Here is a 13,941-nt window from a genome sequence, read left to right on the forward strand (position 1 = left end):
ATCAATTATGTTATACAATTATAAAATTTTGTTACAAAATTATTATATGTTTTTGGTCAAAACTGTAACGAACTTAAATTTTAACTTTTTTTAACCGCAGTGAATTTGAAATTACTGAAACCGAACTGAACGACATTGCCAAAGCTCCCATCATTGGATTAAGAATTCCCAATGCAGCAAGAGGAATTCCAATAACATTATATATAAACGCCCAAAATAAATTCTGCTTAATTGTTCTAATTGTTTTTTTGGATATTATTATCGCCGAAAGAACATCATTTAAATTTCCTTTAATTAAAGTTATATCCGAAGACTCAATAGCTACATCTGTCCCGGTTCCAATTGCAATGCCCAAGTCGGCAGTAACCAATGCCGGAGCATCGTTAATTCCATCGCCAACCATTGCCACAATTTTTCCTTTTTGCTGAAATTCTTTAATAATTTGTGATTTTCCTTCAGGCAAAACTTCCGCAAAATAATTTTCAATTCCGATTTTTGCCGCAATTGATTCAGCAGTTCTTTTATTATCCCCGGTTATCATCACAACTTCAAGTCCGTTTTGTTTAATATTTTCAATAGCACTTTTAGCGGTTGATTTTATCGGATCCTCGATGGAAATTAATCCTTTTAATTCTCCGTCAATTGCAACAAATACTATTGATTTTCCCGATTTTGTAAATTCATTATAATTACTTTTTACATCTTCAATATTAATTGAATATTGGGACATTAAATTTTTATTTCCCGCAATTACCATTTTCCCGTTAACAATTGCGGAAACACCAAATCCGTCTATATTATTAAACGATTCGAATTCATAAAATACCGAATTTTTAATTTCTGCATAATTAACAATTGATTCGGCAATCGGGTGTTGAGACCTTTTTTCTATTGATCCCACAATAGACAATAATTCAATTTCGGAAATATTATTTGCAACTACGTTAGATACAATAGGACATCCTTCAGTTATTGTTCCGGTTTTATCAAGTACAATTGTTGTTATTTTATGGGCAATTTCCAAACTTTCACCGTTTTTAATTAAAATTCCTCTATTTGCACCCAAACCGGTTCCTACCATTATTGCGGTTGGTGTTGCCAATCCCAGCGCGCACGGACAAGCAATAATTAAAACAGCTACAGCATTAATCATTGAAGTTATAAAAGAATTTTCCATGCCGAAAATCAGCCATAAGAAAAAGTTGATATTGCAATTGCAATTACAATTGGAACAAATACGCCTGCAATTTTATCAGCCAATTTTTGAATTGGAGCTTTAGAACCTTGTGCATCTTCAACTAACTTAATTATTTGACCAAGTACCGAGTTATTACCGAGAGCTGTAATTTCAAAAACAAATGTTCCATTTTTATTGATTGTACCGCCAATGATTAACGAGCCGGTTCTTTTTTCAACAGGAATACTTTCACCTGTTATCATTGATTCGTCAATTGTAGAAAACCCATTTATAATTTTTCCATCGGCAGCAATTTTTTCTCCCGGCTTTACAATTACTGATTGACCTAATTTAAGTTGATTCAGAGGTATTTTAATTTCTTTTCCATTTTCCAAAATTGTTGCTTCTTTGGGTTTTAATTCTATCAATTTTTTTATTGCAGAATTGGTTTTTTTCTTAGCATTATTTTCTAAAACTTTTCCCATTAAAATCAGCGTAATGATTACAGCTGAAGTATCAAAATAAACATGTGGAACAATTCCTTTATCTGATATAAGATCCGGAAATAATGACGCAAAAGCACTGTATAAAAATGCGGCTCCTGTACCGATTGAAACAAGTGAATTCATTTCAAAAGAAAAATGCTTTAAGTTTGTCCAAAAGACTTTAAAAAATCTTTTCCCGGGAATGAACATTATCGGTGTAGTTAAAATCAATAAAATTTTATTGGTATAATCAGAGCTTATAGGCCAATCGCTTAACATAACGCTGAGCATGCTGATAATAAAAACCGGTACAGTAAATATTAATGCCAAACGGAAATCTTTAAGCAAATCATTATTTTCAAAAACTTCGTCAGTTCTATCAACAGTTTCAGACTCAGGTTTCTCATCTTTCAACACGGAGTTAAGGTCAAGAATATAACCGTATTTTTCCAATTGTTGTGCGGCGGATTTAATGTCTACTTTATTGTCAATTATATTAAATGAAACTTTTTCGGCTGCAAAATTAACTTGAGCATTTTGAATTCCTTCAATTTTATTAAGCACTTTCTCAACTCTTGCGACACAACTTGCACATGTCATTCCGCTAACGTGTATATTATAATTTAGAATATCATCTTTCATTTTCAAAATTTTCTTTCACTAAAATAATGTTAAAATTTTATTAGCAATACTGAAGTCCAAAGATTACTCAAAGGAGTTACAAACTATTGTATAACTTACTTTTAATTGACTAATTTAAAACCGGCTTCATCAATTGCTTTGGCAATATCATCGTCAGATATTTTAGTTTCATCGTATTTGATATCAGCTGAACCGATTTTTACATCAAGCAAATCAATTCCTAATTCTTTCAATTCATTTTCGACCGCTATAACGCAATGATGGCAATTCATTCCTACGATATTTATTTTTTTTTCTTTCATTTTTTCCTCCTAATGTTTATGCAAAAATAGTAACAATGCGGAAATGTTGCGTTATACATTTCCCCGAAAATGTTATATTATTTTGACTTGGGTCAAGAAATTAAATAACAGAATCGATAAATTTTCTTTGGTTTGAAATATTGTTTTTAAATTCGCTTGCGGTCATTCCGGTAGTTTTTTTAAACTGTCTTGATAAATGCTGCACTGAGCTGTAACCCAGATGGTAGGCTATTTGGCTTAGAGTAAGTTCGTTATATTTAAGAAACTCTTTCACTTTTTCAATTTTTTGAAGAATAATGTAATGCTCAATTGTAATCCCTTCAGTTTTTGAAAATATGGAACTGATATAATTGTAATCTTTGTTGATTTTTTTTGTCAAAAAATTAGGGAAATTGATATTAGTTATCTCTTCTCCTTCATATTCATTTAAAACCGAAATAATTTCGTTTTTCACTTTTTCAATAATCTTAGAATTTTTATCATCAATAAGTTCAAATCCATTTTCCAATAACATTTTTTCAATTTTTTCCATCGGAAGTCTTTCCTTTGGTAGTTCGCTTTCAACCTCACCCAAAACTACAGATCTAACTTTTACATTTAATTTATTCAATTCGTCCTTTACAACTTTTATACAGCGCGGACAAACCATATTTTTTATGAATAATTTATTATCACCGTTTTGCATATGTTTTTTCTTTATATTCGCCTTAAAATATAAAAAAATGTTTGATGAAAATAATTACCATTTTAATTCTTTAATTGTTTTTCATATTTATATAAGATTTGATTAACTAAATTTGATAACAAACTCTGATAGGTTTAAAATAACCTATCAAAGTTTGCTGTGAAGAAATGATTAAAATTGATTTTTGAACGCTAATTTCTACGATAATATAATACAAAATCAATTTAGTATTTAAGCATAACTAGAAACTTTTTTTCTTTTGTTTTCTATATTATACATTTCATTTTTTGCAACTGATACCAATTTAAATTTTGAAACCAAGTTCTGTAAATTGACAGTAAGTTTATTCAAGTCTTCCGAAGCATGAGCAATTTGCTGTAAACCGGAAGCGCTTTCCTGAGTAACATTGCTAATTGTTGTAATGTTTTTACTTATTTGATCTGATGTGGCGGACTGTTCTTCACTTGCAGCTGCAACTTGAGTAATAAGGTCAACCACTTGTTCGTTTCCTTTTATAATTTCCTTCAATGACTGACCTGCTTTGACAGCTAAGTTTTTACCTTGTTCAACTTTTTCCGTTCCTTCAATCATAGATTCAACTGCAGTATTGGTATCTTTTTGAATTTGACTTATCATAACGGCAATTTCCTTTGTAGCATTGGATGTTCTTTCCGCTAATTTTCTCACTTCATCAGCAACAACAGCAAAACCTCTGCCTTGTTCACCGGCTCTTGCTGATTCAATAGCAGCGTTAAGAGCAAGTAAATTTGTTTGATCTGCAATTTCATCTATCACTTGAATTATGTTTCCGATCTTATTGCTGCTGTTCCCTAATTCTTTTACTTTCTCGGCACTTTTAATTACAACTTCGGAAATTTTATTCATTCCCATAATTGTATCATCAACTATTTTACCGCCGTCATAGGCAAATTTCTTTGCATTCTTACTAGCATCCGAAGCATAGTTTGTATTTTCAGTGGTTTCGTAAATTGTTTTTGTCATTTGTTCAACAGCCGCCGCAATTTCACTTGCCTGCATTGACTGTTCTTGAGCACCTGAAGCCATTTCTTCAGCGCTGGAACTAATTTGTGTTGCAGCGCTTGCCGTAGCTTGCACCGCTTCTGTAACTTGTGTAATGGCTGCATTAAATGATTCAGCTAAATTATTTATATTATCTTTGAATTTTAGATAATCTCCTTGATATTCACCAGTCATTTGGGCAGCAAGATCTCCTTGAGCCATTTTACTCAAAACTTTTTCAGCTTCATTTATCGGTTTAATTACTTCATCCAAAATTGTATTGACGCCAATTACAATTTCCTGGTATACTCCCGAGAATTTTTTTGCATCGCCGCGAGTTTCTAAACGCCCGTGAGTTGCCGCTTCAATTAACAGTTTAGATTCATTTATCAATCCATTTAACGCACCGATTGTTTGATTCAACGCAGGAGAAATTTCATCTTGATGATCATTTGAATTTATTTCAACATTCAAATCACCGCTAGCAATTTTTTTCATTGAGCCGACAATTTCAACCTGCAGTTTATTTGCAAATTCATCCATAGCTTTAGTCATTTGTCCAAATTCATCCTGACTGTCAGAATTTACTCGAATACTTAGATGACCTTTTGACAATTCATTTATCATTACCAAAGCTTTATTTATAGGTTGGGTAATTTTGTTCGTTATGACGTATATTAACCCTGATATTAATAAAACTATCACCACACTTAAAATTATTAACATATAAATCAGATGATTTACCGATGCCATTATTTCATCTTCAGGAACAACAGAAACCAAATACCATTTTGTTAATGGAATTTTTGCGGGAAACATTACTGCATCTGTATTAAGCTGCTCGCTAAACGCGTTTACAAAATGTTCTTCCTTATTTGTAATTACATCAGCAATTTCAAAAAGATTTTCATCGGTTTTTGCGTTTTTCAGTAAATTCTCAGTTCCTATTTTTTTCGTATCTTTATCAGCAATATATGTACCTTGATCATCTACAATAAATGCGTAGCCGGTATCAAAAAGTTTTATCTCGGAAACTCTTTTGTTAATATAATTCAATTCCTGATCTGCAAATGCCGCACCAATAAACTGACCGTTTCTAATAATTGGAATACAGTAAGAAACTATTAAAGAATTATTATATAATAGTGGTTTGGTTATATACGGCTGTTTTGTATTTTTTGGAACGAAATACCAATCAGCAGCCGGATCATTATAACCGGTTAATTCTGCTTGTACTATACTGTTGTTCTCCCTAATCCAATATGGAATAAATCTGCCATTCTCGTCATTTGTGGATGTATTTGCCCACTTAGAATCATTTCCATCTAATGAGTTAGGCTCAAAACACATTGATGTACTTAAAAATTGAGGATTGCTTTCAAGAAAATTGTAAAGCATCCTATTAAATTCTTCGCGGGAAGAACTTTTATTCTCCTCTATAGTTTTCGCAAGGCTTTTAATTAACGAAAGATTCGACTGAAATTCACCGTTAAATAAATTCGAGTATTTTCTTGTAGTTTCAAAAGAAGATTCATATGCTAATTTTTCATTACTGTCATTAACCATTTTAATTAAGATAATAACAAGAATAAGCATTGTTACAATAACAGATGGAACAATAGACAATAACAATTTAGTTTTTATACTTTTTTTCATTTTGCACCCGTTATAATGTAACTTTAAAGACTAAATAAGTTTTTTTTAAATGATGATTATATATCCATTGCAAACCGATTGGTAATGAATATTCATTTGTAATACTAATTTCTTTATTTACCTTAAACCCAACGTTAATAAACTCAAATTTGTCTGAATTAACAGCGTGCCATATACTTTTTCCTTGTGCTGCTCCAACAAATATTCCGGTATTAATATTATTGATGTTGAATGAAAATCCAGTTTCCAAATAAAGTGATTTGTTATCCGGAACATCATTATAAATATTATTTGAAAAAAGAACGTAAATCGGTAAATAAGATTTTAAAGAAAGAGTAACTTGTGCGTCAATTGTATGTGCTCCAAATCCATCAGAATCGAGATTGGTAAATGGAATATTCAGGAAAGGATAATAATAGTCGCTGAAAGTAACTGAATAGTCTAAAAGATCTGTTGCAAAAAATAAATTAAAATACATATCACTTTCGCTAAAATTACCATTAAATCCATAAGAACCCCAAAAACCTAATGACATACTGCCGCTTTTTGAAAAGGAATAAGTGAGAGTTCCGGTTGGCTGAAAGTGAGGCGAGGAATTACCTTTTGCGTCTGTTCCAAATTCAATCCCACGCCAAATGTAGCGTGAAACTAAATCTGCTCCAAAATTAATTGAGAAAGGACTGCTTGCTGAATCCGTAATTTCATTAGCGCTTTCTAGCTCTGATTCTAAACCGTTAGCTTTTACATCTGCACATATAATTGAAATAAAAAATAACAAAATAAGATAGAATAATTTCATACCCATTTTCTTCCCCCAAAAGAACGATTAAAATAAAATTAAATGGCCTTTAGCGAAATTCTAGAAATTGTTGTTGAATTTGATATTATATGAGTTTTTTGATTAACAACTTTTATTATTTTGCTTAAATTCCTTTACTCAAGTCGTATAATCGATAATTGTTATTATTTTTTCAATTGATGCAGATTTTTGAGTTTAAATGTGATTCGTTTAACAAAATGATTTAGCAATTCTTAATAATTAACATTTTGCCAAAGAATTATTTTTTTGATAATTAAACGCCGCTTTGAATTATTATTTTAACCGAAAAAAAGGAAAATATTCTTAAAAAATTTCACTTATAAAAAAGTTTTTCTCTTACTTTAGAGCCCAATACAATTCCTGCACTAATGATTACTAAATTCTTTATTATATACTGTCCTTCCAAAGTTGGAGCATACGGTATTTGAGTGAAAACTTCGTTGGGAAAAATGAAAATCGGAGTCAGCGTTCCAATCATTTGTAAAAACAGCAAAAAAAGTGTCGCGCGCATAAATGCTCCGGTTAAAAGACCAATACCTATCAATACTTCCCATAAGGCTAAAAGGTTAATTGAAATTTCAGGAGGAATAAATCCGAAAGTTAAATTATTTATAGTTTTTGCTGCCAATTGTTGAGCTGGACTTACACCTGGAAAGAATTTGAGAATTCCAAACCAAAAGAATACTATTCCAACACTTACTCTCAGGAGAAAAATTCCATTATTTGCCATCCAATTAATAATTGCTGTATCAAGTTTATCAAAAGAATTATTGTAGGGTTTCATTAAATTTCCTTTCAAATAAAATAAGATTTAAGATATTATTTAATCCAAATCTAAAATAACGATTTTAAAATTAAAATTTAATTTCAAAAAGAATTGACAATTGCTAGGATATTTATAAATAAAGAATTAGGTGAAAGAAGTTTTGTTAATAATTACTAGAAGTATAATTTTGTGATGATTATGTTTTTAATTATTTAATTTTATAATTCTTCTCAAATTTAAAATTCTATTCTTTCAGTATTTTATTTGGAAAAAAATCTTAAAAATTAATATTATATCTTTGATCTTAAATCAATTAGAAAACTTTTTAAATCTTCAAGATCTTTTTTAATATCTCTATGTTCTTGATACTCTAATTCAGGAACAACATTTTTTGTTGAATTTAAACTGTTTGAACTGCTATTGTTATCTTTGCCTATCTTGTTTAATTCTTCCGGATCGCTAAGAATTTTTTTCGCCCCTTCTATAGTGTACTTTTCCTCGCGTAAGAGATGCTTAATGAGAAGTATCATCTTAATATCTTTGTTGGTATAAATTCTATTTCCGGCTCTGTTCTTTGAAGGTTTCAATTGTTCAAATTCAGTTTCCCAATATCTTAAAATATATTGCTCCAAATCGGTTAATTTACTTACTTCAGAAATAGAGTAATACAGTTTTTTTAAGCCGAAATCCTTCATGTTTTCCTCGATTTATACTTTAGCTAAAATATATAAAGTATTATAAAATAGCAAGTTTTGACATTATTCTAATTTTAAACTTGAAACAAGCTTTTTATTTATTAACTAAAAGTTAATCAAATAAATAAAGCAATTGATTTCTTCGTCATTCTAAAAAATTACAACAAGAATTAATATTCGAAATTACGTATGAAAATTTTCAACAAACCATACTTATGAATATAGTTCCAGAATTGCGTATATCGTTATTTTTTAAGCGGGAGCAAGCTAAAATTATGTGTTACACATCTTTTTCAATAAATAGATTCCGGCAAGATAACCGTTTTCTTTAAATCCCGAGATATATCCATTTGTGCTTGCAGTAGTAATTAATACTTTTCTAAAGTCTTCTCTTGAGGAAACGTTTGATAAGTGAATTTCTATTTTGGGGATTTTAATAATTTCCAAGGCATCCCTTATTGCAACGGAAGTATGAGTATATCCTCCGGGATTTATTAAAAGTCCGCTAAAGTTTTTTGGTGCATTTTGAATTTCCGTTACAATCTCCCCTTCAATATTGCTTTGATAAAAAGTAAAATCGTCATTTGGAAATTCAGATTTAATTAATTTTTCTATATCCTCTAATGTCAATGCTCCATATTGATTTTCGTCTCTTTTTCCAAGCAAATTTAAATTTGGTCCGTTTATTATCAATATTTTCATTTTGTCTCATCCATTTCTTCAATAATTTCTCGTAATTTTGGAGGCAGGTAAATGTCATCAATTCCAAGTTCTTTTAGCGCGGCTGAAAGTGTAATTACTTTTCTTTGATTTGTAGATAATTTATTTAAAACAATAACTTTACTTTCTTTTACAATGCAATAACCGCCTTTAAAATCACCTCGTTCAAATCTTACTTTTGCGCCCATTTGAGTCGCAATCGATTTTAAATTTTCTAGTACTTCTTCAAATTCTTTTTCTTTAATTTTCATTATTCTGAATTATATTTAGAACATCAATTTATTTTGAATTTGAAAATAACAATTCTTTAACTCAATTGAAAATAAGAATTTATGAACATTGCAAGTATTGATATCGGATCCAATACAGTTTTATTATTAATTGCCAAAATTGAAAATAATAAGCTATTCCCTTTGTTGAATTTATATAATTCTCCCAGACTTGGTAAAGATTTGCTCCCGGGTAAAAAAATCAAGCAAGATAGAATTGAGCATCTTATAAAAATATTGACATTATATAAAGAGAAAACAAACGAATATAATTGTGAAAAGGTTTTGCTAAACGCGACAAACGCAATGAGAGTTGCCTCAAATTCTGAAGAAATATTAAAAATTATAAAAGAAAAATTAAATTTCAATATTGAAATCATCAACGGAACAAAGGAAGCCGAGCTTTCTTTTATTGGAGCGTCTTCCTCAATACCCGAACTTATTACTAAAATGGTTATTGATATTGGCGGCGGCAGCACAGAGGTAATTTACGGTAATAATAATAACATTTTATTTAAGCATAGTTTTCAAGTCGGTGTAGTAAGCTTGACAGAAAATTTTTTCAAGGATTCAACAAAAAATGATAATGAAGTAAATAATGCTTTGAAATATCTCCATGAAATTTTTAACCCAATTGAAAAAATTATTCCGGATACTTTACCGACAATTGCTGTTGCCGGAACACCTACAACATTAACGTGCATTAAGCAAAATCTACATGAATATGATGAAGTGAAAGTTGAGGCCTCGGAGTTGACATTTGAAGATATTTTGAGAATGAAAACGGAATTGCAAAAAATTCCGGATTATAAAATGAAAGAACTTTACGGCTCGGTTGTAGAAGGAAGAGAAGATGTGTTGTTTGCCGGAATTTTAATCCTTGAAGCAATAATGAAAATAAAAAAAATAGATAAAATATTTGTGAGCGGCAGAGGTTTAAGATATGGAATTATAATCAATTATCTTAATATTATTAAATAATTATATAAGGCACAAAATAAATAATAGAGCCTAATGATATTATAAAAACTAAAGTCAATGCTGTTGTTAATAATGTAGAATCAGATAGCAGTTTAACGCCTTTCCAAAAAATAAATAGACTCCAAACAATAAAAATTCCTTCAATAATTGTTAATATATATGCTGGTATGGTTTTGATCAAAAATGGCGATGGATTAAATATAAACCAATGTTTTCCAAAAATACCGTATTCAATTGGAGTTAGAAAAAAAAGCGTGAGAGCTAATGGTATAAATGAATATAAAATTACAGAAAATGTATTTTTAAATTTTGATTTTGAAACCGATTTAATGACCAAATTCACTAAAGCTGAAAATACAATTAAAAAAATTGAGTATATCAATGACTGTAGAAGTAAATTATAAATAAAACTTCCGGATTTTACAACTCCATCATCAAAAAATGATTGAATAAAAGCAGAAATTAATAAGAATTTAACTGAAACAAAAAAAGTTAAGAATGAAATAAAATTTTTATGTTCGGCATAAATAACATTTTTTAACCCATCAACCGGATTTTCAAAAATCTTCCATACTGTACTCCAAAAATCTATATTCGGAACAGTTGCGCGTAAATAATGATGGCACTTACCGCATTTACTGAAAAACAGTGGGTTTTCTTCCCCGCAATTTTGACAAACAATGTAATTATTAGTCATAGTTAAAAATTATACTTTATCCTTAGTTCGGGTTCATTTGTAAAATTGTTTATCCCTACGTTAAAATCAAATAAATGTGCGTCAACATAAGCATCTATAAAATTTAAGAAATACGTTAACCCTAAATAAATTGCAAACAAATCTCTGTCATCCCTATAAAAATTTCTCAACTTTTTATAGTCTGCGTTTCCGCTTGCAGTTGCTGTTAGACTGTTTTTATACAAATCTTTATAATAATAGTATTTTGTATTTTGTCTATCCCAAGCATAAATGAACCATGCTGATGCTCCCCAAATAATCGGGATTTTCCAATATGATTCATTATAAAATTGTCCCCATCCGGGAATCAACATACTTCTTAACATTGCTCCGGTCGGTGATTTTGTCATTACAAAAACAGTATCAGCATCCGAATCATTAGACGTAGAATCCGTGTCAATGTTTTGTGTGAATACATTGACATAGGAAAAAATAAGAATGAGAATTAATTTATGAATTAGCTTTTTCAATGATGTCAAATAATTCGAAAAGTCTATCAAGTTCGTCATTTGAATAAAAATCAATTGTTATTTGTCCCGCCCCGTCTTTTCTTTGTCTACAGCTTACTTTAGTTCCAAAAACAATTCTTAATTTGTTTTCAATATCTCTTTGCGAAATAAGATCTTGGTCGTTCGAATTTACAATATCTTTTTTTACATCTTTTTTACCGCTAAGCAAATCTTTAACAATCTGTTCTACTTTTCTTACAGAGAGATTTTGTTTTTTAATTTTTTCTAAAAGTTGAAGCTGTAATTTTTCATCATAAATATTAATTAAAGCTCTTGCGTGTCCGGCAGAAATTTCATCTTTCACTAGACTATTTTGAATTTCAACGGGCAATTTTAACAAACGAATCGAGTTGGTTATTGTGGTTCTATCTTTACCGACTCTCTCAGAAACTTCTTCCTGAGAAAGATTACATTCATCTATTAATCTTTTATAAGCATGAGCAATTTCAATAGCGTTTAATTTTTCTCTTTGTATATTTTCAATTAAAGCAAGCGCCACCATTGCTTCTTTTGACTCAACAACAATTATATATGCCGGAATTGTTTTATATCCAATATCCTTAATTGCTCTTAACCTTCGCTCACCGGAAATTAGTTCATATTTATTTGCGGTATTTCGTCTTACGGTAATCGGTTGAATTAATCCATTTTGTAAAATTGATTGTTTTAATTCTGACAAAGATTCCGCGTCAAATTCGGTTCTCGGCTGATACGGATTTGGAGAAATATCTTCAATATTAATTTTTACCAAAATATCATTCGAAATTCCATCGTCAGATTTGATGTTCTTGCTCGATAGATCGATATTTTCATGTTGATTAATTTTATTTGAGGGATTTAAAAGCGCTTCAAGTCCTCTGCCAAGAGCAACTTTGTTCTTATCATTCATTTTATTATTGACTCAATTGTTTATGATTACATCTGCTAATTACTTCTGATGCCAGTGAAATATAATTTTTTGCTCCTGTAGAAATAGCATCATATAATATTACAGGTTTGGCATGACTCGGCGCTTCCGAAATTTTAACATTTCTATGTATAATAGTTGAAAATACCTTTTCGCCGAAATATTTATTAACTTCTGCAACTACTTGATTTGATAAGTTCAATCTTTGATCATACATTGTAAGTAAAACGCCATTAATTGCCAAACTTGTATTAAGCTGTTTTTTTACAATGTTAATTGTATTTAATAATTGTCCCAAACCTTCAAGCGCAAAATACTCACACTGAACCGGAATAATCACAGAATCGGCCGCAGTTAATGCATTCAACGTCAACAAACTTAATGAAGGCGGACAATCTATAATTACATAATCATAACTTAATCTTACAACATTAAGCGCTTCTTTTAATAATTTTTCTCTATTTTCAAGACTTACAATTTCAATTTCGGCACCTACTAAATCAATATGGGAAGGAAGAATATCAAGATTTGGCATATAAGAATTAATAATGCAGTTTTCAATCGCTGCAGACCCGATTAAAACGTTGTAGATTGAATTTTCATTATTGTAAATTCCCAAACCGTGAGATGAATTTGCCTGCGGATCAATATCAATTAATAAAGTTTTAAACTCTGCTGCCGCAATCGAGGCTGATAAATTGATTGCCGTAGACGTTTTACCAACACCGCCCTTCTGATTCGCTATTGCTATAACATTTGACATGAAAACCCGAATATCTATAATTTAATAATACTTTTTTAGAAGTCAAAAACTAATGCTTAATAATTAGAATTACAATTCCAACTCTTCCCCAAAATTCAAAATAATACATTTTTTTCCAACCGACTCAACTTGCTTTTTAAAAATATTCGGATCTGCTTTTATCACCGGGAATGTATTATAATGAATCGGAATGGCAAATTCCGGATTAACAAATTCTACGGCTTTAACCGCATCTTCAATTCCCATTGTAAAATTATCACCTATCGGGAGCAGCATATACTTAACTTTATTCATTTCGCCAATAAGTTTCATATCTAAAAACAGCGCGGTATCACCCGTATGATAAATTGTTATATCTTCAATAGTTATGAGAACACCTGATGGCTCTCCGCTGTAAGTTCCGTCGGGAGTTTGTGATCCATGATGAGCGATAGTAAATTTAATTCTGCCGAATTCAAAATTATGTGCTCCGCCAATGTGCATATTATGAGCTTTATAACCTTTTGAAATACAGTAATTGGCTAATTCATTAACGCAAATAAACGTCGGATCAGTTCTTTTGGCAATTTTAAATGCGTCTCCAATATGATCACCATGTCCATGTGTTAAAATTATATAATCTGCACTTACATCTTTGGATTTTACAGGTGAAGTAGGATTATCATCTAAAAACGGATCAATTAATATTTTTATACCGCTATTAGTCGTAATTTCAAATGCCGAATGTGAAAAATATCTGAGTTTCATTTTTTCACCTCTTGTAAATTTCTTTATTAATCAAAATAAATTTACAAATATTTTACAAATT

At 30.3% G+C, this 13,941-nt stretch carries 14 protein-coding genes and 1 pseudogene; 1 reads left to right on the forward strand and 14 read right to left on the reverse strand.

Features of this window, described 5'->3' with window-relative positions; translation table 11 throughout:
* Window positions 1-73: 73 nt before the first annotated feature.
* The 9 genes and pseudogenes from cadA to IPK06_03305 all read right to left on the reverse strand — a co-directional run bounded on the left by cadA (window position 74) and on the right by IPK06_03305 (window position 9,219).
* A pseudogene (gene cadA / locus IPK06_03265) lies at window positions 74-2,292 on the reverse strand (cadmium-translocating P-type ATPase).
* A 113-nt stretch (window positions 2,293-2,405) separates the two neighbouring features.
* Window positions 2,406-2,606, reverse strand: coding sequence for a heavy-metal-associated domain-containing protein (locus IPK06_03270; protein MBK7979030.1), 201 nt, complete (start codon window positions 2,604-2,606; stop codon window positions 2,406-2,408).
* 100 nt (window positions 2,607-2,706) lie between these two features.
* Window positions 2,707-3,255, reverse strand: coding sequence for a helix-turn-helix transcriptional regulator (locus IPK06_03275; GenBank protein MBK7979031.1), 549 nt, complete (start codon window positions 3,253-3,255; stop codon window positions 2,707-2,709).
* A gap of 267 nt (window positions 3,256-3,522) precedes the next feature.
* A complete protein-coding gene (locus IPK06_03280) occupies window positions 3,523-5,967 on the reverse strand; it encodes a HAMP domain-containing protein (protein ID MBK7979032.1) in 2,445 nt (814 codons plus the stop codon).
* Window positions 5,968-5,977: 10 nt separating this feature from the next.
* Window positions 5,978-6,772: a hypothetical protein gene (locus IPK06_03285; GenBank protein ID MBK7979033.1), complete on the reverse strand. Its 795-nt coding sequence runs from the start codon at window positions 6,770-6,772 to the stop codon at window positions 5,978-5,980.
* A gap of 328 nt (window positions 6,773-7,100) precedes the next feature.
* Window positions 7,101-7,571, reverse strand: coding sequence for a DoxX family protein (locus IPK06_03290; protein MBK7979034.1), 471 nt, complete (start codon window positions 7,569-7,571; stop codon window positions 7,101-7,103).
* A gap of 272 nt (window positions 7,572-7,843) precedes the next feature.
* The gene (locus IPK06_03295) at window positions 7,844-8,248 is read right to left on the reverse strand and encodes a MerR family transcriptional regulator (protein MBK7979035.1); all 405 of its coding nucleotides are present in this window, start codon (window positions 8,246-8,248) and stop codon (window positions 7,844-7,846) included.
* 273 nt (window positions 8,249-8,521) lie between these two features.
* Window positions 8,522-8,950 carry a 3-dehydroquinate dehydratase gene (locus IPK06_03300; protein ID MBK7979036.1) on the reverse strand — a complete coding sequence of 143 codons (429 nt, stop codon included), beginning with the start codon at window positions 8,948-8,950 and terminating at the stop codon, window positions 8,522-8,524.
* On the reverse strand, window positions 8,947-9,219 hold the full coding sequence (locus IPK06_03305) for a hypothetical protein (protein MBK7979037.1): 273 nt from the start codon (window positions 9,217-9,219) through the stop codon (window positions 8,947-8,949). Before IPK06_03305 ends, IPK06_03300 begins: the two co-directional genes overlap by 4 nt.
* A gap of 81 nt (window positions 9,220-9,300) precedes the next feature.
* Here IPK06_03305 and IPK06_03310 point away from each other — a divergent pair, with 81 nt between their 5' ends.
* Complete coding sequence (locus tag IPK06_03310) at window positions 9,301-10,218, forward strand: hypothetical protein (protein ID MBK7979038.1); 918 nt, start codon at window positions 9,301-9,303, stop codon at window positions 10,216-10,218.
* On the opposite strand, the gene IPK06_03315 is transcribed toward IPK06_03310, so the two are convergent.
* From IPK06_03315 to IPK06_03335, 5 genes are all read right to left on the reverse strand, one after another.
* Window positions 10,211-10,915: a hypothetical protein gene (locus tag IPK06_03315; GenBank protein MBK7979039.1), complete on the reverse strand. Its 705-nt coding sequence runs from the start codon at window positions 10,913-10,915 to the stop codon at window positions 10,211-10,213. The genes IPK06_03310 and IPK06_03315 overlap by 8 nt on opposite strands.
* Before the next feature lie 2 nt (window positions 10,916-10,917).
* Window positions 10,918-11,424, reverse strand: a complete 507-nt coding sequence (locus IPK06_03320) for a hypothetical protein (protein ID MBK7979040.1) — start codon at window positions 11,422-11,424, stop codon at window positions 10,918-10,920.
* A complete protein-coding gene (locus IPK06_03325; protein MBK7979041.1) occupies window positions 11,405-12,352 on the reverse strand; it encodes a ParB/RepB/Spo0J family partition protein in 948 nt (315 codons plus the stop codon). The genes IPK06_03320 and IPK06_03325 overlap by 20 nt, the downstream gene beginning before the upstream one ends.
* A 4-nt stretch (window positions 12,353-12,356) precedes the next feature.
* The gene (locus IPK06_03330; protein ID MBK7979042.1) at window positions 12,357-13,133 is read right to left on the reverse strand and encodes a ParA family protein; all 777 of its coding nucleotides are present in this window, start codon (window positions 13,131-13,133) and stop codon (window positions 12,357-12,359) included.
* A gap of 69 nt (window positions 13,134-13,202) precedes the next feature.
* Window positions 13,203-13,880, reverse strand: a complete 678-nt coding sequence (locus tag IPK06_03335; protein MBK7979043.1) for a metal-dependent hydrolase — start codon at window positions 13,878-13,880, stop codon at window positions 13,203-13,205.
* Window positions 13,881-13,941 lie beyond the last annotated feature (61 nt).

This window comes from Ignavibacteriota bacterium, assembly GCA_016713565.1.
Classification (GTDB): domain Bacteria; phylum Bacteroidota; class Ignavibacteria; order Ignavibacteriales; family Melioribacteraceae.

What these genes read in the sequence shown, in the direction of transcription:
- IPK06_03280 (MBK7979032.1), bottom strand. Translation starts at nt 5,967, where the DNA reads ATGAAAAAAAGTATAAAAACTAAATTGTTATTGTCTATTGTTCCATCT.
- IPK06_03270 (MBK7979030.1), bottom strand. Translation starts at nt 2,606, where the DNA reads ATGAAAGAAAAAAAAATAAATATCGTAGGAATGAATTGCCATCATTGC.
- IPK06_03290 (MBK7979034.1), bottom strand. Translation starts at nt 7,571, where the DNA reads ATGAAACCCTACAATAATTCTTTTGATAAACTTGATACAGCAATTATT.
- IPK06_03325 (MBK7979041.1), bottom strand. Translation starts at nt 12,352, where the DNA reads ATGAATGATAAGAACAAAGTTGCTCTTGGCAGAGGACTTGAAGCGCTT.
- IPK06_03310 (MBK7979038.1), top strand. Translation starts at nt 9,301, where the DNA reads ATGAACATTGCAAGTATTGATATCGGATCCAATACAGTTTTATTATTA.
- IPK06_03305 (MBK7979037.1), bottom strand. Translation starts at nt 9,219, where the DNA reads ATGAAAATTAAAGAAAAAGAATTTGAAGAAGTACTAGAAAATTTAAAA.
- IPK06_03295 (MBK7979035.1), bottom strand. Translation starts at nt 8,248, where the DNA reads ATGAAGGATTTCGGCTTAAAAAAACTGTATTACTCTATTTCTGAAGTA.
- IPK06_03335 (MBK7979043.1), bottom strand. Translation starts at nt 13,880, where the DNA reads ATGAAACTCAGATATTTTTCACATTCGGCATTTGAAATTACGACTAAT.
- IPK06_03330 (MBK7979042.1), bottom strand. Translation starts at nt 13,133, where the DNA reads ATGTCAAATGTTATAGCAATAGCGAATCAGAAGGGCGGTGTTGGTAAA.
- IPK06_03315 (MBK7979039.1), bottom strand. Translation starts at nt 10,915, where the DNA reads ATGACTAATAATTACATTGTTTGTCAAAATTGCGGGGAAGAAAACCCA.
- IPK06_03275 (MBK7979031.1), bottom strand. Translation starts at nt 3,255, where the DNA reads ATGGTTTGTCCGCGCTGTATAAAAGTTGTAAAGGACGAATTGAATAAA.
- IPK06_03300 (MBK7979036.1), bottom strand. Translation starts at nt 8,950, where the DNA reads ATGAAAATATTGATAATAAACGGACCAAATTTAAATTTGCTTGGAAAA.
- IPK06_03285 (MBK7979033.1), bottom strand. Translation starts at nt 6,772, where the DNA reads ATGGGTATGAAATTATTCTATCTTATTTTGTTATTTTTTATTTCAATT.